Below are 25047 nucleotides of genomic sequence, written 5' to 3'. Positions count from 1 at the left end.
CTAGTGTTTACCCGTTTTCACCATAGAATTTAAATTGTATTCTATTTACACAGATTTTAGAGATGTCTATAGTGGGTTCAAACGCAGGCTTCGCGGCACCGAGTATTTCGTAAAGACAAAGGGCTTCTTCGTCGCTTCGCGACAAGCGCTCTAATCGTGGATGGCGAGCACCATGTTAGAAATAGGTGGGCTGTACAAGGTCTTCGGGGAGCACCCGCATGCAGTTGTCGACGCGCTTAAACGTGGAGAACAGAGGGAGATGATCAGGCGGCAACTTGGGGGTGTCGTGGCCCTTGAGGATATCAATCTCAAGATCGAGAAGGGAGAGTTGCACATCCTCATGGGGCTTTCGGGGTCGGGCAAGTCGACGCTCATCCGGTGCATTAATCGCTTAATTGAGCCGACAGCGGGAAGTGTCCATATAAGCGGGAAGGACGTCATCGCTTTCGACGCGGACAAACTGCAGGCGATGCGCCGGAGCCAGCTTGCGATGGTGTTTCAGGGTTTTGGCCTGTATCCACATATGACGGTCGCTGAAAATGTGGCCTATCCATTGAAGATCCGTGGCGAATCCGCTGACGCGTGTACGCGCAAGGCGGGTTCCGCACTCGAGGTGGTGGGACTTTCCGCATGGCACGACAGCTACCCCGAAATGCTCAGTGGGGGGATGCGGCAGCGTGTAGGCCTCGCTCGAGCTTTGGCGACGGATGCTGAAATTCTCTTCATGGATGAGCCTTTCAGTGCTCTAGACCCACTGATCAGGCGCGACCTGCAGAGCGAGCTACTCGAGTTGCAGGCACGCCTGCGAAAAACAATTGTGTTCGTGACGCACGACTTTCAGGAGGCGGCCCGGATTGGTACCAACATCACCGTTCTCCAGCACGGCAGCGTTATCCAGTCGGGTAGCCCCGGGGAGCTTATCTTTAATCCGCTAAACGACTACATCGCGAATTTTTCTCAAGGAATCAATTTGATGGAGCACTGCAGGGCTCGCGACCTGATGTCTGCGCCCGCGTCTTGTGGGGAACTGGAGGACGCTCCGGAAGTTGACGAGTCAATGCTCCTCAAGCAGATGTGCGGAATGTTGGCGACATCCGAACTCATGAAGGTCACAGGCAATAACGGCGATGTTATCGGCGTAATTTCGCGAGTAGATGTGCTCAAAACCCTGGCGGAGGCCAATTGATGCCGAACCTGTTTGAACAGTTGCATTTGCCGCTCGACGTCTGGTTGCAAGCATTCGCCGATCGGAGCGTGGGCGTCCTACGGCCGGCCACGCAAGCTGCGCAGGTGCCAATTGGCGTTGCGCTAGACTTTATACAGCATGTTCTGACGTCCGCGAACCCGCTGGTCATTATCGCCATATTCCTTGCTGCAGGCTGGTACGGCGGCGGGGCAATTACGGGCCTATTCTCCGCCGCTGCATTGCTATTCATAGGGATGATAGGACTCTGGAATGACACGATGACGACCTTATCCATCGTGATTGTCTCGGTCGTGTTTACCGTTTTGATAGGACTTTTTCTCGCCATCATCGCTGCACAGCATCGGCGGTTCTGGGCTGTACTACGAACAGTGCTTGACGTGATGCAGTCTACGCCGTCATTTGTGTATCTTGTGCCGGTCGTGATGCTATTCGGAATCGGAACGGTGCCCGGAGTCATTGCAACAATGATCTTCGCGGTACCGCCGATGGTGAAAATCACGTATCTCGGACTCACGCAAATTCCAGAAGAGTTGATCGAGGTCGGGGACTCGTTCGGCGCGTCGAGGCGCCAGACACTGATTAACGTCCGGCTTCCGCTCGCCATGCCCTCGATTGCCACTGGTCTAAACCAGGTGATCATGTTTTCTCTCGTGATGAGCACGATTGTTTCAATGATCGGCGCAGAAGGCTTAGGTGCAGTGGTGCTGCGAGGTGTTGGCCGGATGGACATCGGAACGGCAGGTTCAGCAGGGCTTGCAATAGTTTTCCTCGCGTTGAGCCTTGACCGGATGTCCAAAAGATTGGGGCGCAAAAAAGGCATCACCGTCCGGCGACCACGAGGCTTTCTGTCTCTAGTCAGAAAGATGAAGTCTGATTATGCCTATCGTTCGAAGAAGTTGCCGCTTTCCTAAAAACCCACTCGACAGGGGAAGAGTCAAATGAATGACGATGTGATCAACCAAATTTTCACCGAAGATCAGGTCGACTCGCTGCGCAGGGACACAGCCAATGCATTGGGGTTGCCGCCGGAGGCGTATTACGCTGATGAGATTTTTGAGTTTGAGCGTGAGCATATCTTCAAGAAGCGATGGCTGGCAGCCGGCTATGCCTCGACACTTCCCGAAGCAGGAAGCACGCTCCCGTTCACGCTCGCAGGATACGAGTTAGTCCTTGTGCGAGGCGCTGATCAAACCGTACGGTGCTTCCACAACATTTGCAAGCACAGAGGCACGAAGGTAGTCATGGAGCCGGGCACCTTCCGAACGCTGTCTTGCCCATGGCACGCCTGGACTTACGGACTCGATGGCAAGCTAAAGGCAACCCCGAACGTCGGCGGTCAAGGAGTACATTCAATTGTTGAGATCGACAAGGCAAGTCATGGATTGACCGAAGTCAAGTGCGTCGAGTGGAACGACATCCTCTTTGTCGACATCGGCGGACAAGCAGTTCCGTTCGGGCAATATGTCGCGCCGATTGAGGATGCGCTGTCGGAATTTGATATGTCGTTACTCGAGTACGGTGCGTCCGGAAGAAATTTTGTCGCCGAAGCTAACTGGAAGATCGTCATCGAGTCGGGTATCGAGGGTTATCACCTTCCGGTTATCCATCCGACTCTGCGCCAGCCTCCGAAATATGACTATTTCGTCGGAGCAGACACTTTCATCCGGCAATCCCAAGACGTCGTCAACTACAAGAATTCGGCTCTGGGCGGAACACTTGGAACGAGTGCCGACTCACCTCGCTTTGAGCGTTTCCCGAACATGAGAAAGAACTGGGACGAAGACGGTACGCTTCCGTTGATCCACTTTTACTGCCCGCCTACGCTCCAGATAGCGGTGATGGCGGACATGATCGCGTTCACCTTGTTCAACCCCATCAGTCCCACAAAAACGGCGTCCAACCTGAGGTATTACTTTATTGGTGATTCGGCTCACGATCAGGGCCTTACCGAGCTCCGAAGGAGCGTGGTCGATTCCATGGACGATATTACTCAGGAGGACATGGCGGTGATGGAAAATGCCCAGGGAAATCTAAAGTTGCGACGAGAACTGAACATCCCAACGCGCTTTTCGCCGTATTGGGAAGGCGGTGTACACAGATTCCAGAAATTCTATTTAAACATGTTCCGTTAGGAGTTCATCCCAGCAGGTCACCATTCGCTTTTTCCAGTTCGTTTGTCCTCGAAATAGTTGGTATACCTAAATTATGAACAAAATAAAACTGATTCGGGCAGTATGGAAAGCTATCTTTGCTCTGGTTTCGGTCTGCGTAACGTGCTCGGTTGTTATAGCAGATGACTTGCCTGGAGCAGGCAAGACCGTCAGATATGCCCGAGGTAGTTGGGATTCGTTCTGGGTAGGGGGCTATATTGTGCAGTCGGGGCTTGAGCGCCTCGGTTACAAGGTTGAGCAGCCGTCGACGCTGGCGGTGAACGTAATCTACGATGCGCTCGCGACGGGGCAGTTGCAATTCACAGCAGATGGCATGATGCCGTTACAGACGGCCCTCATGGAAAAGTACAAGGATTCTGTCGAAGAGGCTGGAGAGATCGAGAACCCGGCTTCTATCACTGGCTACCTCATTGATAAAAGGACGTCGGATCAGTACGGAATCCAGTACCTGGATCAGTTGAAGGACCCGAAGCTGGCTGGCCTCTTTGGTGCAGATGGGAAAGCTCGTATGACGGGCCTGGACACGACCTGGGAAGCGGAAACAAACGCCGGGGTTAAAGGCGACGTTCAGCGACTTGGCCTCAACGACACCGTAAATGTTGAAATGGGCAGCTATGACCTTTTGATGGCCGATGCCGTGGCGAGGTATCGCGACGGCAAGCCAATTCTCCTGTTTAGCTGGTACCCCAACGTCTACACCCAGAAGCTGATTCCAGGGAAGGACCTTGTATGGCTGTCGTTCAGGCAGGGTGAGGGCCGTCCGGGGATCACATCAATCGATGGGCTGCCTGGATGCGCCGCACCGGGGCCGTCGTGCTACGGCGTCAGTTCGCTCACCTACTACGTGATGGCAAACAAGAAGTGGCTTGCGCAAAACCCCGCAGCTGCAAAGTTTATATCGCTGGTGAAATTCTCGATGGCCGATCGCGGAATCCAGAATCTGAAGATGCAGGAACCGGGTCAACGATCGGACGCTGCGATCAAGAAATATGCGGAGCAGTGGATTGCGAGCCACAAGACAGAATTCGATTCATGGATATTGCAGGCCGAGCAGCAGAAGTAATTCCTTTCACCAAGAACGCGAGAGGAGCTAGTTTCGAGCTCGCAGAAGGACGTCGCGAATTCACGAGACTGGAGCGGATGTCTGTGCCGGTTGAGGTCAGCTTCCCAGCTTGCCGACCGCTATTAACAGGAGAACAAAGCAATGAATTCCGAAGTTGTGTATCAGATTTTCCGGAAAGAAGATATCGATCCTCTGCTCACTGATACGGGTAACGCACTTGGTTTGCCACCGGAGGCGTATTACACCGAGGGGGCCTTCGCCTTTGAGCGCGAACACATCTTCAAGAAGCGGTGGATGGCGGCTGGTTTTGCTTCGTCACTGCCGGACGTTGGGAGTGCGCTCCCCGTGAGGTTTGCCGGTTGGGAGCTCGTATTCGTCCGTGGTGGCGACGGGAAGGTTCGGTGTTTTCACAATATTTGCAGGCATCGAGGCACGAAAGTCGTTATGGAAGCGGGCACATTCAAGACGCTTTCGTGTCCATGGCACGCCTGGACGTACGGCCTTGATGGAAAACTCAAGGCCACGCCTAACATTGGCGGGCAAGGTGTGCACACCATCGTCGAGCTTGACAAGGAAACGCATGGGCTGAGTGAAGTGAAATGCGATCAGTGGCTCGATCTGCTCTTTATCGATATCGGTGGAGAAGCAGAGCCATTCGCGGACTATATCGCTCCGCTGGCCGAAGCGCTGCGTGAGTTCGACCTTTCTGAACTGACGCTTGGTGCGGCCGGCGACCGGTTCGAAGTGAAGTCGAACTGGAAAATTGTGATCGAGTCGGGTATCGAAGGCTATCACCTGCCAGTGATTCACCCCACGCTACGTCAACCGCAGCGCTATGATTACTCGGTAGGCGCCGATACCTATGTGCGGCAAGCGCAGAATGTCGTCAACTACAAGAATTCGGCGCTTGGTGGCACGCTAGGGAAGAAAGACGATGGACCTCGGTTCCGCAAGTTCCCGCATATGCAGGCAGTTTGGGAGGAGGACGGTCCGCTGCCGCTTCTCCACTACTACTTGCCGCCGTCGGTGGTAATCAGTGTGCTTGCCGACATGATTACGTTCGCTTTGTTCACTCCACTGACACCGACAACGACTGGATTCACGAGGCGCTTTTACTTCATCGGTGATTCCGCTGATAGTCCTGAGCTTGCCGACCTGCGCGCGAGCGTAGCAACGTCCATGGATGCCATTGGCAAGGAAGACATGGCGGTTATGGAGAACGCCCAGAGTGTGCTGAGTCTGCGCAAAGAACTTGAAATCCCAACGCGATTTTCGCCTTACTGGGAAGGCGGAGTTCACAACTTCCAGAAGTTTTACCTGAACATGTTCCGTTAAGAGGCTAGACGCTGCTAGTGACCTGGCGGCGTCAGCTAACAAGAATCCGAAAAATCTGGTCCAAGAAAACAATCATGATTATCAGAGGCAAATTGCGGCTGCTCGCTACACTCTCGTTAGCTGCTTCGATGTTGATAGTAACTGCTGGCGAGAGCGCTTATGCGCAAACGCTCCCGGGAGCCGGAAAAACCGTCAAATACGCCCGGGGAAGCTGGGACACCTTTTGGGTTGGCGGCTACGTCATCCAGCTTGGACTTGAAAGGCTAGGATACGACGTGGTTGAGCCATCTACGCTCTCCGTCAACATAATCTATGACGCGCTGTCGACGGATCAGATCCAGTTCACGGCTGATGGAATCGCACCACTCCAGAACTCTGTGATGGACAAGTATCAGGCGACCGTCGCCAAGGCTGGGGAGATAGAAAATCCCGCATCAATAACTGGCTACTTGATCGACAAAAAATCTTCCGAAGAATACAACATCAAGTACCTCGATCAGGTAAAGGATCCGAAGCTTGCGGGACTTTTCGGAAGTGGGGGAAAAGCCAGAATGTCGGGACTTGATACGACTTGGAGTGCGGGCACCAGCGCCGGAGTATTAGGTGATATCAAGCGTCTAGGCCTCTCGGACACGGTCACAGTCGAGACGGGCAGTTACGACCTCTTGATGTCAGACGCAATTAGCCGTTATCTGGCCGGTAGTCCGGTCTTGTTGTACAGCTGGTACCCGAACGTTTATACGCAAAAGCTCCTTCCCGGCCGTGACCTGGTATGGCTGTCGTTCCGACAGGGGGAGGGGCGCGACGGTATAACGTCTGTGCAGGGACTGGCTGGTTGTGCAGTCGCTGGGCCGTCGTGTTACGGGGTCACTTCCATGACCTACTATGTGATGGCGAACAAAAAATGGCTGTCGGAGAATCCAGCCGCAGCGAAATTCATTTCTCTGGTCAAATTTCCGATGCAAGACCGTGCCATCCAGAACCAGAAGATGGAGGAGCCTGGTCAGCGATCCGATATCGCCATTAAAAAATACGCCGAACAATGGATTTTAGAACATAAAACTGAATTCGACTCATGGATTGAACAGGCGGAGCAGAAGTAAGTCATAGCCGGAAGGATTCGAGTGGATAAAAAGATGTTGTGCGTTACGGGGAAACGATAATGACCATTAACCGAAATCTAGTTCTGACATTGACGGTCGCCTTGCTGGCGCTGATGTTTTCAAGCGCTTTTGGTCTATTCGCGCTTCATCAATCACAGCAGCGCTTTGCCTACGTTCAGGAGAACTCCATCCGGGCTATTTTGGACCTGGCCAACGCAACGGCTGAGATGGCCGATTTGCGCGCTGCGACATTGTCGAGAGTGCTTGCCGCTGACGATAACCAACGTCAGGAGCGAGACAGGCGCATTGCGCAAGGCTATCAACATCTTGACGATGCGTTGGTCCGATATTCGACCGACCATGTGTTGGACCGGGCCGATAGGGAAATGCTTGATGCTGACATAGCTGCAATCAAGACGTATCGCCTCGTCCAGGTGGATTTTATCGAGGAGGCCTCACGCTACGGACCGGGATTCGATATCACCGAATTACTCGGGAAGCTTACACCGGCTACGGCACGCGTAGTGAACGCTCTACAGCAGCAAACTGACTATAACAGGGAGCTTGCCGCCAACCTCGCTACCGAAGGTGAAAGAACGGCCGGAACTGCCATGTGGGCCTTGGCCATTGTGACCGTGGTGGCGTTGCTGGTATCAGGCGGCTTGGCAGTTCAGCTCTACCGCGTGATCCGCAATAGCGTTGGGAACATCCAACGTACTTTGCAGACAATGGATGAGTCCCTCGACCTGACGATACGCGTACCGATTCAGCGGATGAATGAAATAGGGAGGGCTGCTGAGAGTTTAAACCGGTTGATTCAGCGGATCGGGAATGCCTTGCATGAGGTGCGACAAGCCTCTGACTCCGTTGGTACTGCCGCGAGCGAGATTGCAGCGGGCAACGCAGACCTTTCATCACGTACCGAAGAACAGGCTGCTGCATTGGAGCAGACGGTATCGAGCATGGGTGAGCTGACATCTGCAGTTCGACAGAACGCCGATAGCGCCCATCATGCCAACAAGCTGGCGAAGGAAGCGGCTGAGCTTGCGGACCGTGGACATGACATCGTGATGCAAGTTGCCGACGCGGTGACCGAGATCGATCATAGCTCGGAGAGGATCGGCGCCATCACAGGTGTTATAGAGTCAATTGCCTTTCAGACGAACATCCTTGCGCTTAACGCTGCTGTTGAGGCGGCACGAGCCGGCGAGCAAGGTAGGGGCTTCGCGGTTGTCGCGAGCGAGGTACGAACTCTGGCACAAAGGTCGTCCAGTGCGGCGAAAGAGATCAAGGATTTGATTGCGAGTTCCGTCAGGAAAATCCACGATGGTGCATCTTTGGCGTCGGAGGCGGGCGAAGCCATCTCGCATGTAAAGCTGACTGTGGGAAAGGTAACCGAGTTTATCGCGGAAATCGCCGCATCAGCCGAGCAGCAAAGTCAGGGAATTTCGGAAGTAAACCGCGCGATTTCTCAGATGGATCAGGTAACGCAGCAAAATGCAGCCTTGGTCGAGCAAGCTGCGGCGGCTGCAAAGAGTCTTGAGGATCAGGGCGCGCAACTTGGCGCGACAGTCGGTGCTTTCGTGCTCACCAGCGGCGAACGGTGGCCAACCTGCTTGTCCTCAGGACTGGATTTCGCATTCGGTCAACCGTAGATCGGTGCCGGTGCATCATTGTTTGGGAGGCAGTGGTTTGATAACGCCATCGTGCCAGCCTCGCCTGACGATCGAAAACCGGCTGACCGACGAGCAGTGGGGCAGAGTCGCCTTTCTTTTTCCTCATGATAGTGCGCGACGATTCGGCCGACCCCGGAGGCATCCACGGGAGGTGTTGAACGCCGTGTTGTGGGTACTCGAGAACCGTCAGAAGTGGCATCGCCTGCCCGCCACTTACCCTCCCGCTAAAACCTGTTACATCAAATGTCTTCAGTGGCGACGAGAGGGAATTTTGCAACGGGCGATGACTATCCTCGGTATCGAGGTCGACTGTGATTCAGGGTTCTGGCATTGATGAAAATGGTACGCGGACAGCTACGGCTGTCGCGTCCTTAATCTGGTGTCAATCGCTCGTTCTCACGACTCAGCCAATCCCAAGGCTCCGCACGGCGCCTGTCACGATATGTGCATGAAACTGGAATTCCGGTCGTGATCAGCGCTATCGGCCAGGAACAAAGTCGAACTCAATTCGAACGCCACTTGGCTCGTAAACCATTGTATGTGTGATGGGACTACCGCTCAATGGCTCCGGGGGAAATTCGATTCTTACTCCGGACCATCTTTCAACTCTCTTGACGATCTCTCTGAAGGCTTCTTCACTTTTAGCTCGTAGAGCAAGGTGATGAAGGCCAACGTTCGAGCGACGGTCGAACTCGCGCATGTGGGCTTGATCTTTCACCTTCCAAAGTGTGACGAGGATATAACCATCGAAAACAAATACAGCTGGATAGTCAGGCTTTTCTCCGACCTGACTCCATCCAAGACAATTGACGAAAAAATCTCGTGTCGCGTATAGCTCTCGCACCGTCAGGCCCACGTGATGAACGCCTTGCGTCAATGCTGCATTGCTCATTTTCGAAATCCCGATACAAGGTCAATTGATGGCCAGTGCGACCATGCAGCAGGACTGGCCCACTGAGCGGTCAACTGGACTGTATGACATTACATTTCGTGAATGGGCACATTCCCTATCGTTGGGCTCCGCCGCCAGACATACTTTGGAAAACGCCGTCTCGCCGAATGAGTCCATGAACGAGTGCCGCCCCGAGGTGGCCCACAATCAAGAGGAAGAACGCGTAACCCAACAGTCCGTGAAGCTCCCGTAACCACCCATAAGTTACGATGTCGTGCGGCAGGATCGGGATCAGGTTGAAACCCTTCCACATGACGATCGGATAACCACCGGCGGATTGCATGGCCCAGCCGATCAAGGGCATTCCTATCATCAGGGCGTAGAGGACATAATGAGATCCCTTCGCGACCGCAATCTGAATTGAGGGGATGTCGGCCGGTAACGGCGGAGGCCGGTATGTGGCCCTGACCGCAAGGCGCACCAACGCGAGGATGAGCACCAATATGCCAATAGGGCGATGCCAGGCAAGTAGTTCGGGATATCTCATGCTTGCCGTTGAGACCATGCCGACACCAATAAACAACATTGCAAAAATGAGAATCGCCATCGCCCAGTGCAGAAGTCGCGCCGGAAATGAAAAATTGCTCGTCACACTGTTCATTGGGCTGCTCCTTTTTCTTCTTGAAGAGTTATCGCATCGGGGCGCGGCCCTTCAATGGCTCGGCGTTCGAACGATACTGCGTAGGCCGCTGATCGGGCTGGCAGCAATGGATCGTCGGATCGCGAGACCCCTTTGGGTAAGATAAGCGGGTCATAGTTGAAGTCCCGGCAATGGCCATTCTCCTCGGTTGCGATCTGGTCGAAAACGAGTGTACCGGCGTCAACCCGATCGTGGCCGGGACCCCACGCGATGGTTGCATTGTCCGTTCGGTCACCGGGATTGGACGGGATCAGAATCAGATGCCACCGCAGTGGTGCTTCATGCATTCTTTGAAGGAGGTCGTCGAAAAGGAAATTGGGTGGCAATTTGCTCGACGTACTCTTATCTATGGCCGTAAAGGGTGTTTCCGACTCAAACTGCCAACGGACAAAGTGAGTCGCTCCATCCGCGTTCGTGAACCGGAACGCGTTAATGCTGTGATAGGTACCATTGGCGAAGCTCGATGGGGTGGGTGCCTTGGCGAGGTAGTCCAAAAACCTCTGCGTTTCCGGATGAACGGATAAAAAAGCCTTCATCTTGGAAGGATCGGGTTGCATGGTCGAGGGATCCGGCTTGCTGGCGATCTGCAGAGCGATAAAATCCGTTGCATTCGATACAATAAAAATCGGGGTGTCGTCCAATGCCATTCGCCACTCCTGTCTCGCTGGGAATAAAAACCGGAGACCCAGCCCATGAAATATCTGGTCGGCGTCTGCCCCTGCAGGAACTGAGCCGCCCGTGTTGAAACGACCGATCACCGGTACAGTTCCCGTAACGAATAAGGGCGCGGTGGAAAGTGCGGCTCCCGAGCCGTTCGAGTCAAAGTGACCAGCGACACAAATCCCCTTGGTGTGCGCACGCCTGAAGCCTGGATAAATTTTCCCTGTGTTGTACTCGAGCGAGTCCACCATACTCATACCACTGTTGCGCTCCGGCGTAAGCCACCCTCCAGTCCACGCAAATGCGAGAACCAGAAGGATAACTACCAAGACTATAAGTCCCCAGGCGGGGAGACGGGCTCGTGGAGGATGGGGCGTTGACATTAACTTATTTCCTCGACTGTATGAGATGGACTGGTTTTGCTTTTGAAGCCGGGAAAAACGTTGCCTTTATGCTTCGGCCAAGAAACGGCGGGTGTAGGCTCACTCAGTTGTTGCACACTACGTCTTCTGCAATCAGGGCTAGGACAGTTGACCATTTGATTGCACTGTACGAGTTGTCGAATTGATTTTCTTTTCAATTTGCACTCTCGCAGATGTGCTCATATTTCCCTCTCCGAATCTTCCGAGCAGGAGGGACCGTACGCCGGTCAGACCTGCGATCATTCACATTTCGAGTTCTAACTCTTGCTCCCGAACAAATACGAAGATTGGGAAAGTGACCGACGCAGCGTAAGCACATGTTTAGACGGCCAAGTTGGTTCACCGGATCTTCGGGCGCTTAATGGAATGTGGCGAATATGCCCTTGCGCGCGGACGATTATTTCCTACCTCACCTCGAGGCGCCCGACGAAATGATTCTCGTGACCATGGTGCAGTACTGCGCGCCTACCGACTGGAAAGCAAGGCGGCTGATGAATTATGTGAAAAGTTCGCCAGCGTATTTCTCCACTTATCCGCTGATGCAATCGGGCGACGTTCAGTTTCGTATGTGTCGAGTACTTGATCTGGGCGGCCGCGAGCGACATGCGCGAGCCTCCATCCCAGGCTGTAGGCATCCTGGATACCTGTGTTAAGTCCTTGACCTCCGGCCGGTGGATGCCTATTCGCTGCGTCTCCCGCGAAGACGCGGCGAGGGGACGGAACCACTACCCGCTTGCGTGCGGCCTCTGATACTTGCGCGTGAACCGGTCATCTTTCCGTGGCAGCCGCTTGCCATTTTTCTCGACTGACGGTCGATGGCGATCCGCCCGACAATAGCGGCGGGGCGTGTTGACATTACGCAAATCTGGCGCTGATTTCGCTGTTAAGGAAGGTCTGCAAAACTACTGCAATCGGGAGCGGCGTGTACTACTCTAAACGCAGTGACTGAAACGGCGTAATGCGATGACGCAACTTCATCTTAGATTGAATTTGTCGACGAAGCGCACGCGCAAACGTGAGTTTCTCGACGAGATGAGGCGAGTCGTGCCGTGGTCAAAGTTGATTGCCTTAATCTGGCCACATTGCCCGAAAGGTAAGACGGGGCGACCGCCATTTCCTGCGGCGACGATGCTTCAAATCCACTTCATGCAACAGTGGTTCGGGCTGTCGGACCCGGCGATGGAAGAAGCTTTGTACGACGTGCCGCTATATCGCGAATTTGCGGGCCTCGAGGCGTTCTACGGTGACAATGCTTCCGATCCCCAGACTGGCATCAAGGTCGTATCGGTTGATTAAACAGGAGCACGTGTCGGTGATGATCGGTGCGCTTTTGACCGCCGTTACGCATGCCGTCATGCCGGTGGCCCAGGAAGAGAGGGTGCCGCTCGTGATCGAGATCTCGTCGCTGCAGGATTTCGTGGGTTCGTCGGACATGGGAGGCAAACCTTATGTGTTCAAGACCATTCCATCCGAACTCGATATCGCTCGCGGCATGAGGGGCTGTTTGAAGAGACAGGGCGCGAAGCGCGTTGCGATCATCTGCGACGATGCTTATTTCAACAACGCGAATTCGCAAAGCTTTTCCCGGCGGCAAGCGAGTTAGGGGACAGGTCGTGATCGGCATCACCGTGGTGCGCGGCACTACGAATTTCGAACCAGTGCTGGAACAGCTCAAGAAGATCAACCCCGACCACTTGGTGCCGATTCTTTATGCCTCCACCGCGCCGTTCTTCCAGGCTTACGAAAAGTCAGGCTGGAAGGTGCCGTTGACTGGGCGCATCGATTTTTCGGCCGTCTCCAAGGCTGTATCCCCCGGCTTCATTGCTTCAGGTGGCATGGACAGTACCGCCAGCGTTTCGATGTTCTCCCCGGCGATCGAAAACGCCGGGGGTGCAGGATTTTGTCCATGCCTATGAATCCAAATATGGGCTCGTACCAAATCAGTTGCCGTTGTACGCTTACGAAGCGACGTATCTAATTCTCGATGCAATACGCCGTGCCGGGTTGGACAAGCGGCGGATATCGAGGCGGCGCTAAAGACCACGCGGATGCCGTCGTTGCTAGGCGGCACCTACGCAATGGACGATCACAACCACTCCCATATGCCGCTGCAAATCATTGGTTTACGTAACGGTCGGCCCACAGTGATCGGGGCGGGTGGCTAGGGTGTACCCCGGATTCATTTGCGACACAGCGCACCCGCCACCGACGCCACACGGCTACCGATTCGGCCCACATGGTCAGCTAGTCGGTGTGGTTGCACTACCGTTTGGTGTGCGTACCTCCGCGCAGGTCGCCTAAGGCGGCCATCGACGCCAACTGTAGGACCGGCCGTAGTACTTGAGGAGCGGCCATGGATGGCGAGCCGGGCGGAAGGGCCCTTGGGGTAGTAATTTGCCTATGACATCGGGCTTAGTTCGGCCATGAAGGGAGACTCGGCAGCGTAGCTTGGATCGTTGACACCCATTAGCGGGCCCGGTGTCAAGTGAGCAAACAATACCTTCGATTGCCTGAGCAGCCGATTTCGATTCCACTGACCGAATACAGTAGCCGAACACACCCGTTTCTTCGATTCATGGCTGCGACGGATCGCGCCAGACACCCATCAGGCTCAAGCGATCGGCGTACATCGGTTGCCTGTCGCCCTGGTGGCTCTGCCACCCCAGAAGAACGTTGGTGCCGCAACACGTCCAATGAATTTGCACAATACTCGTGGTTACCAAACGTCCGGCACCAATCCAGGGCTGGCTCGTGTTGCAGGCGATCCGCTTTACTGCAAATCGGGGACGGCGGCACGGCATCCCATTCAATCTCGGTGGCTTCTCGCCAGTCAACGATCAGGGCTTGCCGGTCGCCGTCGTAACTCTTATGCGAAGCAGCGGTTCACATCAAATGGTTTTCGCTCCTTCAGCATGTGGAAACACGCACGGGCGAGCTTGTGAGCCAGGGCCTTGCGTGCGATCAGTGAATTCGTTTTCGCTTTCTTGCGCTCGTAGAACTGCCTGGCTTCGGTGCTAAAGTGCATCGCGAAGTTGGCCGCTTCGATGAATGCCCAGCACAGGTATGGATTTCCGTTTCTGGTATTGCCTTCGCTTTTTTTCTTGCCGTTGCTCATGCGCTGGCTGTCCACGCACCGCGCATAGGAGGCGAAGTTGCCGGCGCTGGCGAAGCGTTCGATGGTTCCTGTTTCCAGCACGATAATGGTCGCAAGCGTTTGACCAATGCCGGGTACGGTGGTCAGGAGGGCGTAGTCCGGACGTGGCGCGACCTTTTCTTGAAGACGCTTTTCCACGATGGCGATCTGTGTGGAGAGCGTCGTGATGACCGCGACGTTCGCGCGGACCGCGAGCGCTACGTCGTCCGGGAGATGCAGTTGGTCGACAGCGGCCTGGTCCAGTTGCTTGACCTGATTGCTCGTGATTCGCGTGCCGGACCGACGCGCTGTAATGTTCTCAACGGCGAGAATGTGGCTGGTGCGGCTGCGCACCAGTTGCATGCGTTTGCGGGCCAGGTCCCGTACCTCACGGTGCTCCGCCGGCAATATGGTGCCAGTGGGAAGGATGCCCAGACGAAGCAGGTGGGCTAGGTAGCGCGCGTCGGTCTCGTCACCACTGTGCTTGAGTCCATCGTATTTCTTGATCGCCGTCGTGTTGGCGAGATGGACTACGAAGCCGGCCGCCTGCAGGCCGTCGACAAGCCAGTACCAGTCGTACGTGGATTCGACCACGACGCCGGCCAGCTCGGCTCGCCACGGGGCAAGGAACGCCAGAATCTTTGCCAGGTCGTTCGGCAATCGCTTTTCGGCGACCACGCGGTCCGTTTCGTCGATCACGCTCACCACGCTGTTGTTCGAATGCAGGTCAATGCCGCTATAGTTCATGATGACCTCCTTCCGGTTAAAGCGGTTTTGGCAAACTCACTTTAACCCCGTCGCCCGTCAGGGCGGCGGCAGGAGGTCCGCTAGATGATTTTCAATCTCCGTCCATACAATGGTGGTCGGAGCCTTCACTGCATTCGCACACCGCCATTCGCGTTAAGAGCATTCGCCCTTCTGCTGCGGCGTCGATTCTGAGCTGGTTCGCAAAGCTGCAAACGTCCTTCAGGGCTACCAGAGCCATCTTCGCCTTGAATGCCGGGGAGTGCGCACGTTGATTCCGTCTCGTCATTTCCGGGTTCCTCTTTGCCGGCTATTATGGCCGACTCAAGCCCGAGCCTTTCCACTTACCGACCCGTTCGAATTCCCGGCATGACCTCTCATTTGCCCAGCCTTTGGCGTGCCCATCTCCTCGGGCCGTGTCGGCGATAAGCCGCATGAAGACGGGCGCTGCCCACCTTCAGTAGCCAGACGTCCTACTTGCCAATGTGTTCACGGATGCCATCCGCGACCTGACGGATAGCTGTCCTGGTGGTCGGCAGATCCGCCAGCGCGTTCAGCAGGCCGAAATCATGAATGGTTCCGTTGTAGCGCACGAACACCGTTGGCACGCCCGCGTCCTGCAGGCGATGCGCGTACGCTTCGCCTTCGTCCCGGAGCACGTCATTTTCCTCGGTGATGACTAAGGTTGGCGGAAGGCCTTGCAACTCAGCCGTACTGGCGCGCAAAGGTGAGACGTACGGGTTTTCTCGGTCTTTCTCGGTTGGCGCATAGCGATCCCAGCCGTACTGCATAAAGGCCCTGCTCAGGAAACGGCCATTCGCGTACTCCTCGTAAGAGCAAGTATCGACTCCCGCATTGGTTGCGGGCCAAAGCAGCACCTGATAGCTGATCTTTGGTCCCTTTCGGTCCTTGTCCATCAGATTCAACGCTGCAGTCATCTCGCCGCCAACCGAGTTGCCGGCCACCGCGATGCGTTGTGGATCAGCGCCGAACTCGGATGCATGTGAGGTTATCCACTCAAGTGTCGCGTAAGCCTGGTTCAGTGGCACCGGATACTTTCCTTCCGGGAGGTTCGTAATTTCCGGAAACACGGCCGGTTGGCCGGATTCAACGACGAGGTCGCGTACCAGCCGCTTGTGGTTCTCGAAGTTGCCCGCAATCCAGACAGCGCCATGGATAAAGAGAATGACGCCGGGGTGCCCTTCGATGTGGTCGGGCTTCACAATAAACAATTTTATGGTGCGTCCGTCGACGGTCAGCGATTGCTCCGAGATCGTTACGCCAGACATATCGACGGGGGTTTGATTCTGCAGGCCGGTAACTACCTCCTGCGGTTTGGGCTGAGGCAGTTCCCAAAACGGGCTTGGATCTTTGTTAAGCGGAATCAAGAACTGGCGGACTGTTGGATCAAGATTTGAATCATCTGCCACGTTGGAAGGGGCTACGGTGACATGTATAGAACATGCTTTCGGCACATAAGGCGCGTCGATATTCTTGACGTCCTGTGCATGAGCAGCCATGAGACTCAGGGCGGACGCCACGAAGACGGCTCCCGCTAAGACACTCTTCAGTTCATGCATCATTCAGCTCCGGGTGACAGAGGTGGCCCCGTTCGTTCAGGCACTCAGATCGAGTTTGTGAGTGGACACGTCCGGGCCGTCAAGCTGCCGATTTGATCGCTGGCAGCGTCGCGAAGCATGCCTCATCCGGCGTCTGCTCAGATAGACGCGAATGGGCCGTTTCTGGTTGCAAAGGTTCAGGTGATCGCCAATAGAACGGCTGGTATGGCTGACCGATTCATAAGCCTTTAGATACACATCTTCATATTTGACGCTTCGCCACATGCTCGACGAACACCTCGTTACGCCAGGCAGCTTTGCCGTCCATGGACAGGCTGATGTCCCGGCTGAGCACAGCGTCGGTCAAGGCTGTCGTCGCAAACTGACCTCCCAGGTCGGTGTTGACTATCTCAGGTCGCCCGTATTTCGCTAACGCTTCACCGTTGTTGTCTCGACTTCGCTCACCCCATGCAAAGCGATACGACCACATTACGGCTTCGCAGGAATGCGGTCTTTCGAGATAAAACTTTTTCTATCCAATTTGAACAGCGACCCAAGGCTGGCCTGTATCAACGACCTTGTCAGAGTCAAATGTGGTGTACGGCGGCCGGCATGATCAGGCGGCCAACGGTTGCGGAGCCGGTGTGCTGCCAGTCACCGATCGCCTACCTGACGGACATCCTCACGCGACTGCCGACCCACAGGGTCACCGACGTAGCGACACTGCTGTCGCATCTCTGGCAGCCGACTGTGACTGTCGGCTAGGCAAGTCTTATGAACGGGGATCATCGGGCTTACCCAGAGACAAAGTTGCAGCCGCCCTGCATTGGTGCGGGAAAACAGCGCAACATAAAAATCGCATAAAGATTTTCGCGGAGCGAGGTGTCACGTTGGCTAAATAAGGGGGCAGCGTTAAGTCTGTTGGCGCGCCGAGGCACGTGTCGTAATCGCTCTGCTGTCAACACGAGAGGCGCAAGCACTGTGACGTCCCGAATGTCCAATCTCGGCTCACTCCAACAACTGAAACGGGGTCGCGCGCCGCCGATCGCGGCCTACCGACATTCAAGCTGCATATGCCGATTGCATGAGGCGGCGCTCGGCCAAAAAAGCGCCGTTTGCCAGTGCTGGAACGGCGTCGCTCGGATGACCGCTAACCTTGGAAGGTCCGACGTTCTGCCGACGTTAATTGGCCTGCGGCCGCTTTGCATTCAAGCGCGCAGCGATCTCGGGTGCGTCGACGAGCTGGTCATAATGGAAGGTCATCGACGTGGTTTCACCACGGACCCGGTCGGTACCACTCATGTCGAAAATTCTGTGGCCCGATCGCCCGTATTGCATCTGGTGATCAATACCAGGCTTCACGCCGACGAGGGTTACGGCTTCCGTGATGTCAGCGAGATTGCGACGACGAGGCATTAGTACGCAAATCGCTCGCAAGCGCATCGAGCACAAAACAGGACTTTGGGGCGTCGTCAATGGGTTATCGAACGCTCGCGCACTTGGTTTTCAGCGTCTGCGCCATCGTCGCGATCAGCCATGCGGTTTTCGTGTAGTCCCTTGTCAACTCATTGAGTATGCCGAGCCTCGCATCATTCAGCGTTTGAGAGGCGTGCAGAAAACGCATCGCCCCAGACCTAATTTCTTCACTCCCTGTAGAAGAGCTTTTTCATAAAACTAGTTCCACTTCTCGCGTGAGCGCCGCTTGTCCAGAGCGCGCCGCAAGAACATTGATCAAGCCAGCAACCAGAAAAATTGGGGGAGTTTTATGAAGCCTTTGTCCAGAACCGCAGTTATAACTGCCTGTTGTCTGTCGCCATTACTGGTTCATGCACAGTCGTCCGTGACGCTTTACGGCCTCATCGACGAAAGTATCCGTTTCACGACCAATCAGTCCGGCACCGCAGGTGCATCGAACCGATTGCAGCTAACGGACGGTGCCATTCAGGGCAGCCGGTGGGGACTGAAGGGCTCTGAGGACCTCGGTGGAGGCACTCAGGCCATTTTCAACCTCGAAAGCGGATATTCGCTAGCCACCGGGGCCATGGGGCAAGGCGGATTGCTGTTCGGGCGGCAGGCGTGGGTTGGCCTGACCAATCCCACGTGGGGCCGCTTGAGGGCAGGTCGCCTGTACGGCGCGGCGTTCGGCACATTTGGGGACTTCGACATTCTCGGTATCGGAAACTACAACGAGAATGCCATGTTGCCGTCCATCCTCGGGTGCCGGTTCAACAACATGACCGAATATACGATTTCCCGGGGTCCATTGTCCCTGCAGTTGCAATATGCGTTTGGTGGCCAGGCGGGGGAAATGGCTGCCGGAAGTACAGCTGCAGCCGACATCGTCTATTCGCAGACGGGCCTGGAGGTCGCTGGCGTTGCCCAGGAATCGAAAGACGAAAATGGGCACAGGGCAGTCGTGGTCGGCGCCGGAGCCAACTATACGGTCGGGCCGGTCACCCTTTACGCGTTGTATGTCAACTCCACTCGCGGTGCCGGCTTTAGCGTCAGCACCACAAGCGGTGCCCCACTTTATGGCACTTCGCTGCTCGGCAATGCCAACACAGTGTCGGGCAGTAATACGCAAACGGCGATGCGGCGGGACAACTACGCGTCTTTTGCCGCTCGGTACATGCTTAGCCCTGCGTTCTTTCTTTCGGCGTCGCTCGCCATCGACAACGTAACCGGTGTCAATGGTTCGCAGAGCGGAAAAATCCGGCAGGGTTACCTGATGGCCGATTACTTTTTATCGAAGCGCACTGACGTCTACGCGGAGCTTGACCGGAATGTCCTTGGCGGAGCATCTGTAACGGATCCGAATAGCCCGGTCTCAACTTTCGCGGACCGTTCCGGACGAACAGGTGCAGCTATCGGTCTGCGTACCCGCTTTTAACTGGCTAGCGGCGACTGTCGACCTTATGGCGGGGGAGATGCAAAAAACGCATCCCCCTGCAATTAACGTTGCACTCTCTCCCTTGCGACTTATCGGGCAGACTGCTCCGACCATAGGTGGTCAAGGACCAATCAGAATGAGTTTTCTAAAATGCAAGAAACATCCGTAGGGCTTATTGGGTTCGGTTCAATTGGACGAGCCATCATTGATTCCTGGAGCCGCGCGCCAATCAGGAATCATCGTATCCAGGCGGTGCTGGTTCGCTCACATCAAGTCGAAGATGCCAAAGATGCTCTCGGCAAAGGGGTTGTCGTAACGACCGATATTTTCGAATTCCTGTGTGTTCGGCCGTGCCTCGTAATCGAAGCAGCAGGACATACTGCAGTTACCCAGCATGCTGCAGACGTCCTCAAGGCAGGGGCCAAATTTGTGATCCTCTCCGCTGGTGCGTTGGCCAATGACCCGTTTCGCGAAGACATTCTTGCCCTCGCGGCACGTTCCGGTGGCCAGATTGTGATTCCGGTCGGAGCGATTGCCGGCATCGACGGCTTGTTGGCTCTCAGGCGACTGGGACTCTCGCATGTTCGCTACACGTCGACCAAGCCACCTGTTTCCTGGAGGGGTACGGTGGCCGAACAGCAGTTCGACCTTGACTCCCTTACCAAGCCCACGACCATCTTCCGAGGCAACGCCGCAGAGGCGGCTCACTTCTTCCCGAAAAACGCGAATCTCGCTGCGACTGTCGCGGTGGCGGGCCTCGGCTTCCGGGACACTGAGGTGGAGCTTGTTGCTGACCCCTCGGCCCCCGGCAATTCCGGGCGTATTGAAGCAAGTGGTGCGGGGAGCCGCCTTGAGGTAACCGTTGCCGGCGAACAGAGCGCAAGCAATCCCAAAACCTCGTCCATAACCGGACTCAGCGTGCTCTCCTATCTGGAGAACGAGACTAACTGTCTGTCACTCCGGTAATGCAGGCGGGGCCCCATTCCTGCTTCTAGCGGGCCCCCTGCGTTTGCATACTGCGCTTGAACTGACTGGCGGACGCGTCAATCGTGAACAGGTATCACGCGTCTTCGTCGAGGATCCTGGTCAGCCGGTCGAGAAACTGCTCGATCACCTTCGGGAGACGATTCTTTCTGAGGACCATGATATCGACGGTGCAGTTCTCGCAATAGGGGTTATCTATCCTCACCCTGCGCAGATACGGGTCGCCTTTAGGTACAGCCCGGGTCGGAAGAATGGAACAGCCGCCACCCTGACGCGCAAAATCCCGAAGCGATTCGAATGAGTTGCTGGTGATGGCAATGTTCGGGTCCGAAGCCTGCAGCATTTCATGCCATGCGCGGTCGAAGACTGCGCGGACACCGAATGTGGCGTCCGGCAGACCCAGTGGAAAATTGGCAAGTTCGCTGATAGCGACAGACGATTTTTCAGCGAGTGGATGGTCAGAACCCACTGCAGCGACAATAGGCTCCGCGACCTTGGCGATAGTTGCAAAATCGGAATGGGCCTGCCCGCAGAAGGTCAGGCCTATGTCGCATTCTCCCTTGCGCAACAACTCCGGCACCATTGGCGCTGCAACCACATTGACCCGGAAAGTAAGCGTGTCGAACTGGGACCGGAAAGCAGTCACTGCGCGAACAAGCCCTCCCGAGACAACACTCTCGACTGTCGTGATTCTGATGACTCTGCGTTTTGTACCGCGCAGGTCGTTCAGGTCGGCACGCAGATTATCGTAATCCGCAATCACGGAGCGCGCGTAATCTGCCACTAGCGAACCGGATGGCGTTAGTACGGCGCCATCGGTGGTGCGCTCGAACAGCGCCGTACCAAAGAGATGTTCGAAGACGGCTACTTTCCGGCTGACCGATGACGGCGCAACGCCGAGCAATTCGCTCGCCTTGCGAATGGAGCCAGTCCTTACGACGGCCAGAAACTCACGCAACTCCCCGGGAAACATTTTCGACTCCCTTTAGTGCCACTCGCGCAACGATAGACGAAATAACCACCTTATCCTAATCAATAAAGTCCCCGCTGCGTGTTGCAAAAAAAGCAACACCCCCGCAATAAATCACCGATGCCATTGCGATTGGCCGTTGCCTAGAATGACGTCAACGAATACCGTTTCTTAGGTCACCGGGAGAAAAAATGAAATTGCAGCGGTTAATGGCGGGGGTTGCGCTCTATGGTTTGGTCCTGCTTGCTGACACGGGATATGCCGCTGAGGCGTCCAGCACTCTTACCGCAGTACGTTCGCATGGCTTCGTCACATGCGGTGTGAGCGGAAATGCGGCCGGCTTCTCCTTGCCGGACAGCAAGGGCGTCATGCGTGGAATCGACGCTGACATGTGCCGTATCGTTGCGTCCGCAGTTTTCGGCGATGCCGCGAAGGTCAAGTACGTTGCCGTAGCACCTTCGCAGCGCCTCACCGCGCTCCAGTCAGGGGAAGTCGACGTGCTCGCCGCAAATCTGACGTGGACGATGACCCGGGAAACGCAGTCGGGACTCGAGTTCGCAGCGCTTGAATACTATGACGGCGAAGGCTTCATGGTCGCGAAGAAGTTGAATGTGACCAGCGCAAAGCAGATGAATGGCGCGAGCATTTGCATGCTGTCGGGTTCATCGGAAGGGACGGCGCAGGAATACTTCGGCCGGCTTGGCGTGAAATTCCGTCCCGTGGTGTTCAGCGACGGCCCTGAACTTAGAACCGCCTTTCTTTCAGGTCGTTGCGACGTTTACCAGACCGACGCATCGACGCTTGCAAACTTCAAGGCATCGCTGGGGCCCAAATCCAATGACTACGTTATTCTTCCCGAACTGGCAGGCAAAGAGCCGCTTGGGATCGCTGTTCGCAAGGGAGACGACAAGTGGTTCGATATTGTTCGCTGGACCTTCTTCGCAACCCTGAGTGCAGAGGAAGCCGGAATCAGCAGCAAAAACGTTTCCGGGTCGACGGCGAGCCAGGTCCCTGCTGTGCGACGCCTGCTCGGTCTGGACGGCGATATGGGGCAAAGCCTCGGACTCGACAACAAGTGGGCTTATAACATCATCGCGCAGGTTGGTAACTACGCTGAAATCTGGGACCGAAGTTTCGGGCCGACGGGTGTACCTCGTGGCTACAACCGTCTCTGGCGCGACGGAGGCCTGATGTACGCGCCGCCAATGCGCTGATGCAGACAACGGTTATTTGCTCACTCGGGAGCCCAAGTAGAATGAGTCGAGTCATGGATTCAAAAGTCAACGCATCTCCTGGAACTGACTCGATCGCGCCCCGGCCCGCACAACAGTCCTGGAAGACGCTTTTCTGGCAGACGGTGTCATTCGGGGCGGTCATTGCGGTGGTGTTGTGGATGTTTCATAACATCAACTACCATCTCGCCGAGCGCGGTGTACAGTCGGGCTTTGCATTTCTAGGCCAGGTCGCACGGGTTCCCCTGTCTCATTCTCCGATTGAGTTTGTTCCCGGCGTCAGTACGTATGCGACGGTTCTGGTCGCCGGAGCAATCAACTCTCTGCAGTTGACCGCAGTCTGCATTGTGGCTGCCACGCTGGTAGGGCTTGTGGTCGGCTTCGGTTCGTTGGCATCAAACTGGTTACTTGCGAGACTGTGCGCTGTCTACGTTGAAGCGCTTCGGAATATCCCCGTACTGCTGCAGATATTCATCTGGTACCAAGCGCTCAATCAGCTGCCGTCGGCGCGCTCGGCCCTCGAGCCCATACCGCATTTGTATCTGTCTAACCGAGGACTTTATCTTCCCTGGATTAACGCCAACGTCTCACAGAGTTCAGCGGTTTTCGTGCTACTTGTACTACTGGCCGCCGGCTTCAGCCTTGCGTACATCTGGGGTTCCCGGACTCGTGTTTCGAAGGGGCGTGCGGGTCTGACAGCGCTGTCACTCATAGCGTTCTGTGCAGGTCTGGGTTATTTAGCCAGCCATTCAGTGCTGTCCTATCCCGAGCTAAATGGATTCGATTTCTCAGGAGGCACCTACGTATCTCCTGAGTTCCTGGCGGTCGCTCTGGGCCTCACGTTTTATACAGCAGCATTCGTAGCGGAGATTGTTCGTGGTGGCATACGCTCCGTTCCGAAAGGTCAATGGGAAGCCGCACATGCCCTGGGACTAAGTAACTGGGCCGTATTGGGAAAGGTTGTCTTTCCGCAGGCTTTGCGACCGACAGTACCCGCGCTGACCAACGAGTACCTTGGTCTTCTGAAAAACAGCTCACTGGCGGTCGCTGTCGGCTACCAGGAAATAGTCTCAGTCGGCAACACCGTGACGTTCGAGACGGGGCAGGCGGTATCGGTGATTTTCATCACCATGGCGTTCTACCTGGTTCTGAGCCTCATAATGAGTTTCCTTATGAGCAGATATCATCAACGCGTAATGCGGGAGAAATGATGCGCAAAAATTGGGAAGCCCACGACGAGAAGGGTGTTCCGGCGCAACATGGCGCTCGCGTTGCTGCCCGCTGGCTCAAACGGAACCTGTTCTCTGGCTATATTTCCTCGGTCACCACCGTTGCACTCGTCGCGATGCTTTTCCTCACCGCACGTGGCGTGATGACCTGGGGAGTCTTCAACGCGACGTTTGGCGCGGGTGGACCCGATGCATGCGCGCTGAGACCAAGCGGAGCATGCTGGAGTGTAATCTCGGAAAAGTGGCGACTTATCCTCTTTGGGCTCTATCCCTACGATGAACAATGGAGGCCTGGGCTAGCTCTGGCGATTCTGATCGCGCTACTTGCCGGGACCACAATCCGTCGCTTCTGGTCGCTTGCGCTTGTCGTCGTCTGGTGTTGCGGACTCATTTGTGCGGCAACTCTGATGTGGGGAGGCGTTCTGGGACTGAGCCCGGTCGCAAGCGACCAGTGGGGAGGTTTGCCCGTTACGCTTTTTGTGGCAACTTTCGGCCTTGCATTTGCTTTTCCGCTGTCCATCCTCATTGCGCTGGCGCGAACGGCAAAGCGGCTTGTTATTCCGCGCGCACTGGCGTCGACCTATGTCGAATGCGTTCGTTCGATTCCAATGGTCACCGTCCTGTTTATGGCGAGTGTGATGTTTCCGCTTCTGCTCCCGGACGGGGTAAACGTGTCGAAACTTCTCAGGGTCGTCATCGCCTTCATGTTGTTTGCCGCAGCGTATCTCTCCGAAGTCGTTCGTGGTGGCCTGCAATCCTTGCCTAAAGGTCAGGAGGAGGCGGCTCTGGCGTTAGGGATGTCCTACTGGAAAACAGCTTACCTCGTACTGATTCCCCAAGCGCTGCGGAGCGTTGTGCCATCCCTCGTCAACACGTTCATCGGCTTCTTCAAGGCAACGTCCATTGTGAGCATCGTCGGGATTTTCGACATTCTGAACGCTGCACAGCGCTCCGCTGCAGACCCGAACTGGCAAGCCTACGGCATGGAAGTCTTCATCTTTGTAGGTGCGATGTATTTCTGTTTCTGTTTCTCGATGTCGCTGTATAGCCGACGATTTGAACGGAAGTACGGGTAGA

General features: G+C 55.6%; 24 protein-coding genes and 1 pseudogene. 16 read left to right on the top strand and 9 right to left on the bottom strand.

Annotation, left to right across the window (positions count from 1 at the left end; translation table 11 throughout):
• The first annotated feature begins 172 nt into the window (after nucleotides 1–172).
• The 8 genes from ACSQ36_RS25650 to ACSQ36_RS25615 all read left to right on the top strand — a co-directional run bounded on the left by ACSQ36_RS25650 (nucleotide 173) and on the right by ACSQ36_RS25615 (nucleotide 8889).
• Complete coding sequence (locus ACSQ36_RS25650; RefSeq protein WP_436184115.1) at nucleotides 173–1186, top strand: ATP-binding cassette domain-containing protein; 1014 nt, start codon at nucleotides 173–175, stop codon at nucleotides 1184–1186.
• Nucleotides 1186–2118, top strand: a complete 933-nt coding sequence (locus tag ACSQ36_RS25645; RefSeq protein ID WP_436184114.1) for an ABC transporter permease — start codon at nucleotides 1186–1188, stop codon at nucleotides 2116–2118. Before ACSQ36_RS25650 ends, ACSQ36_RS25645 begins: the two co-directional genes overlap by 1 nt.
• A gap of 27 nt (nucleotides 2119–2145) precedes the next feature.
• The gene (locus ACSQ36_RS25640) at nucleotides 2146–3339 is read left to right on the top strand and encodes an aromatic ring-hydroxylating oxygenase subunit alpha (RefSeq protein WP_436184113.1); all 1194 of its coding nucleotides are present in this window, start codon (nucleotides 2146–2148) and stop codon (nucleotides 3337–3339) included.
• A 73-nt stretch (nucleotides 3340–3412) separates the two neighbouring features.
• Nucleotides 3413–4441, top strand: a complete 1029-nt coding sequence (gene proX, locus ACSQ36_RS25635; protein WP_436184112.1) for a glycine betaine/L-proline ABC transporter substrate-binding protein ProX — start codon at nucleotides 3413–3415, stop codon at nucleotides 4439–4441.
• Between the two features lie 141 nt (nucleotides 4442–4582).
• On the top strand, nucleotides 4583–5776 hold the full coding sequence (locus tag ACSQ36_RS25630) for an SRPBCC family protein (protein WP_436184111.1): 1194 nt from the start codon (nucleotides 4583–4585) through the stop codon (nucleotides 5774–5776).
• 74 nt (nucleotides 5777–5850) lie between these two features.
• Nucleotides 5851–6879: a glycine betaine/L-proline ABC transporter substrate-binding protein ProX gene (proX, locus tag ACSQ36_RS25625; protein ID WP_436184110.1), complete on the top strand. Its 1029-nt coding sequence runs from the start codon at nucleotides 5851–5853 to the stop codon at nucleotides 6877–6879.
• A 59-nt stretch (nucleotides 6880–6938) separates the two neighbouring features.
• Nucleotides 6939–8534, top strand: a complete 1596-nt coding sequence (locus tag ACSQ36_RS25620; RefSeq protein ID WP_436184109.1) for a methyl-accepting chemotaxis protein — start codon at nucleotides 6939–6941, stop codon at nucleotides 8532–8534.
• Nucleotides 8455–8889 (top strand): transposase, encoded by a 435-nt coding sequence (locus tag ACSQ36_RS25615; protein ID WP_436184108.1) that lies wholly within the window; start codon nucleotides 8455–8457, stop codon nucleotides 8887–8889. Before ACSQ36_RS25620 ends, ACSQ36_RS25615 begins: the two co-directional genes overlap by 80 nt.
• 144 nt (nucleotides 8890–9033) lie before the next feature.
• On the opposite strand, the gene ACSQ36_RS25610 is transcribed toward ACSQ36_RS25615, so the two are convergent.
• The 4 genes from ACSQ36_RS25610 to ACSQ36_RS25595 all read right to left on the bottom strand — a co-directional run bounded on the left by ACSQ36_RS25610 (nucleotide 9034) and on the right by ACSQ36_RS25595 (nucleotide 11955).
• On the bottom strand, nucleotides 9034–9447 hold the full coding sequence (locus tag ACSQ36_RS25610) for a VOC family protein (protein ID WP_436184107.1): 414 nt from the start codon (nucleotides 9445–9447) through the stop codon (nucleotides 9034–9036).
• Between the two features lie 115 nt (nucleotides 9448–9562).
• Nucleotides 9563–10108, bottom strand: a complete 546-nt coding sequence (locus ACSQ36_RS25605) for a cytochrome b (protein WP_436184106.1) — start codon at nucleotides 10106–10108, stop codon at nucleotides 9563–9565.
• A complete protein-coding gene (locus tag ACSQ36_RS25600) occupies nucleotides 10105–11058 on the bottom strand; it encodes a catalase family peroxidase (RefSeq protein ID WP_436184946.1) in 954 nt (317 codons plus the stop codon). Before ACSQ36_RS25600 ends, ACSQ36_RS25605 begins: the two co-directional genes overlap by 4 nt.
• Nucleotides 11059–11694: 636 nt before the next feature.
• Nucleotides 11695–11955 (bottom strand): FAD-dependent monooxygenase, encoded by a 261-nt coding sequence (locus ACSQ36_RS25595; RefSeq protein ID WP_436184105.1) that lies wholly within the window; start codon nucleotides 11953–11955, stop codon nucleotides 11695–11697.
• A gap of 237 nt (nucleotides 11956–12192) precedes the next feature.
• Between ACSQ36_RS25595 and ACSQ36_RS25590 the strand changes: the two are divergent.
• From ACSQ36_RS25590 to ACSQ36_RS25580, 3 genes and pseudogenes are all read left to right on the top strand, one after another.
• Nucleotides 12193–12459: pseudogene (locus tag ACSQ36_RS25590) on the top strand (transposase); the annotation flags it as partial.
• 85 nt (nucleotides 12460–12544) lie between these two features.
• Nucleotides 12545–12832 carry a hypothetical protein gene (locus tag ACSQ36_RS25585; protein ID WP_436184945.1) on the top strand — a complete coding sequence of 96 codons (288 nt, stop codon included), beginning with the start codon at nucleotides 12545–12547 and terminating at the stop codon, nucleotides 12830–12832.
• A gap of 10 nt (nucleotides 12833–12842) precedes the next feature.
• Nucleotides 12843–13145 (top strand): ABC transporter substrate-binding protein, encoded by a 303-nt coding sequence (locus ACSQ36_RS25580; RefSeq protein WP_436184104.1) that lies wholly within the window; start codon nucleotides 12843–12845, stop codon nucleotides 13143–13145.
• Between the two features lie 950 nt (nucleotides 13146–14095).
• Here ACSQ36_RS25580 and ACSQ36_RS25575 read toward each other — a convergent pair.
• The 4 genes from ACSQ36_RS25575 to ACSQ36_RS25560 form a co-directional block, all read right to left on the bottom strand.
• Nucleotides 14096–15109, bottom strand: a complete 1014-nt coding sequence (locus ACSQ36_RS25575; RefSeq protein ID WP_436184103.1) for an IS110 family transposase — start codon at nucleotides 15107–15109, stop codon at nucleotides 14096–14098.
• Nucleotides 15110–15579: 470 nt separating this feature from the next.
• A complete protein-coding gene (locus ACSQ36_RS25570) occupies nucleotides 15580–16689 on the bottom strand; it encodes an alpha/beta hydrolase (RefSeq protein ID WP_436184102.1) in 1110 nt (369 codons plus the stop codon).
• Nucleotides 16690–16927: 238 nt separating this feature from the next.
• Nucleotides 16928–17155 (bottom strand): hypothetical protein, encoded by a 228-nt coding sequence (locus tag ACSQ36_RS25565; RefSeq protein WP_436184101.1) that lies wholly within the window; start codon nucleotides 17153–17155, stop codon nucleotides 16928–16930.
• Between the two features lie 692 nt (nucleotides 17156–17847).
• Complete coding sequence (locus ACSQ36_RS25560) at nucleotides 17848–18141, bottom strand: hypothetical protein (protein WP_436184100.1); 294 nt, start codon at nucleotides 18139–18141, stop codon at nucleotides 17848–17850.
• A gap of 289 nt (nucleotides 18142–18430) precedes the next feature.
• On the opposite strand from ACSQ36_RS25560, the gene ACSQ36_RS25555 reads away from it, so the two are divergent.
• Together ACSQ36_RS25555 and ACSQ36_RS25550 are read left to right on the top strand one after the other, a co-directional pair.
• Nucleotides 18431–19555, top strand: a complete 1125-nt coding sequence (locus ACSQ36_RS25555; RefSeq protein WP_436184099.1) for a porin — start codon at nucleotides 18431–18433, stop codon at nucleotides 19553–19555.
• A gap of 150 nt (nucleotides 19556–19705) precedes the next feature.
• Complete coding sequence (locus tag ACSQ36_RS25550) at nucleotides 19706–20521, top strand: aspartate dehydrogenase (RefSeq protein ID WP_436184098.1); 816 nt, start codon at nucleotides 19706–19708, stop codon at nucleotides 20519–20521.
• A 94-nt stretch (nucleotides 20522–20615) separates the two neighbouring features.
• On the opposite strand, the gene ACSQ36_RS25545 is transcribed toward ACSQ36_RS25550, so the two are convergent.
• Nucleotides 20616–21512 carry a LysR family transcriptional regulator gene (locus ACSQ36_RS25545; protein ID WP_436184097.1) on the bottom strand — a complete coding sequence of 299 codons (897 nt, stop codon included), beginning with the start codon at nucleotides 21510–21512 and terminating at the stop codon, nucleotides 20616–20618.
• Nucleotides 21513–21700: 188 nt separating this feature from the next.
• Between ACSQ36_RS25545 and ACSQ36_RS25540 the strand changes: the two genes are divergently transcribed.
• From ACSQ36_RS25540 to ACSQ36_RS25530, 3 genes are read left to right on the top strand one after another with little or no spacing between them, the layout of a single operon-like run.
• Nucleotides 21701–22723, top strand: coding sequence for an amino acid ABC transporter substrate-binding protein (locus ACSQ36_RS25540; RefSeq protein WP_436184096.1), 1023 nt, complete (start codon nucleotides 21701–21703; stop codon nucleotides 22721–22723).
• A gap of 53 nt (nucleotides 22724–22776) precedes the next feature.
• On the top strand, nucleotides 22777–23952 hold the full coding sequence (locus ACSQ36_RS25535; RefSeq protein WP_436184095.1) for an amino acid ABC transporter permease: 1176 nt from the start codon (nucleotides 22777–22779) through the stop codon (nucleotides 23950–23952).
• Nucleotides 23949–25046: an amino acid ABC transporter permease gene (locus ACSQ36_RS25530; RefSeq protein ID WP_436184094.1), complete on the top strand. Its 1098-nt coding sequence runs from the start codon at nucleotides 23949–23951 to the stop codon at nucleotides 25044–25046. Before ACSQ36_RS25535 ends, ACSQ36_RS25530 begins: the two co-directional genes overlap by 4 nt.
• Nucleotide 25047 lies beyond the last annotated feature (1 nt).

Origin of the sequence: Caballeronia sp. LjRoot34 (assembly GCF_964253815.1) — a bacterium.
Classification (GTDB): Bacteria; Pseudomonadota; Gammaproteobacteria; order Burkholderiales; family Burkholderiaceae; genus Caballeronia.
Note: the sequence above shows the minus strand (reverse complement) of the source record. Positions and strands in the feature narration are given on the sequence as shown.

Coding starts and splice junctions, on each gene's coding strand:
- ACSQ36_RS25650 (WP_436184115.1), top strand. CDS start 173: ATGTTAGAAATAGGTGGGCTGTACAAGGTCTTCGGGGAGCACCCGCAT.
- ACSQ36_RS25645 (WP_436184114.1), top strand. CDS start 1,186: ATGCCGAACCTGTTTGAACAGTTGCATTTGCCGCTCGACGTCTGGTTG.
- ACSQ36_RS25640 (WP_436184113.1), top strand. CDS start 2,146: ATGAATGACGATGTGATCAACCAAATTTTCACCGAAGATCAGGTCGAC.
- proX (WP_436184112.1), top strand. CDS start 3,413: ATGAACAAAATAAAACTGATTCGGGCAGTATGGAAAGCTATCTTTGCT.
- ACSQ36_RS25630 (WP_436184111.1), top strand. CDS start 4,583: ATGAATTCCGAAGTTGTGTATCAGATTTTCCGGAAAGAAGATATCGAT.
- proX (WP_436184110.1), top strand. CDS start 5,851: ATGATTATCAGAGGCAAATTGCGGCTGCTCGCTACACTCTCGTTAGCT.
- ACSQ36_RS25620 (WP_436184109.1), top strand. CDS start 6,939: ATGACCATTAACCGAAATCTAGTTCTGACATTGACGGTCGCCTTGCTG.
- ACSQ36_RS25610 (WP_436184107.1), bottom strand. CDS start 9,447: ATGAGCAATGCAGCATTGACGCAAGGCGTTCATCACGTGGGCCTGACG.
- ACSQ36_RS25605 (WP_436184106.1), bottom strand. CDS start 10,108: ATGAACAGTGTGACGAGCAATTTTTCATTTCCGGCGCGACTTCTGCAC.
- ACSQ36_RS25600 (WP_436184946.1), bottom strand. CDS start 11,058: ATGGTGGACTCGCTCGAGTACAACACAGGGAAAATTTATCCAGGCTTC.
- ACSQ36_RS25585 (WP_436184945.1), top strand. CDS start 12,545: ATGATCGGTGCGCTTTTGACCGCCGTTACGCATGCCGTCATGCCGGTG.
- ACSQ36_RS25575 (WP_436184103.1), bottom strand. CDS start 15,109: ATGAACTATAGCGGCATTGACCTGCATTCGAACAACAGCGTGGTGAGC.
- ACSQ36_RS25570 (WP_436184102.1), bottom strand. CDS start 16,689: ATGATGCATGAACTGAAGAGTGTCTTAGCGGGAGCCGTCTTCGTGGCG.
- ACSQ36_RS25565 (WP_436184101.1), bottom strand. CDS start 17,155: ATGTGGTCGTATCGCTTTGCATGGGGTGAGCGAAGTCGAGACAACAAC.
- ACSQ36_RS25555 (WP_436184099.1), top strand. CDS start 18,431: ATGAAGCCTTTGTCCAGAACCGCAGTTATAACTGCCTGTTGTCTGTCG.
- ACSQ36_RS25550 (WP_436184098.1), top strand. CDS start 19,706: ATGCAAGAAACATCCGTAGGGCTTATTGGGTTCGGTTCAATTGGACGA.
- ACSQ36_RS25545 (WP_436184097.1), bottom strand. CDS start 21,512: ATGTTTCCCGGGGAGTTGCGTGAGTTTCTGGCCGTCGTAAGGACTGGC.
- ACSQ36_RS25540 (WP_436184096.1), top strand. CDS start 21,701: ATGAAATTGCAGCGGTTAATGGCGGGGGTTGCGCTCTATGGTTTGGTC.
- ACSQ36_RS25535 (WP_436184095.1), top strand. CDS start 22,777: ATGGATTCAAAAGTCAACGCATCTCCTGGAACTGACTCGATCGCGCCC.
- ACSQ36_RS25530 (WP_436184094.1), top strand. CDS start 23,949: ATGATGCGCAAAAATTGGGAAGCCCACGACGAGAAGGGTGTTCCGGCG.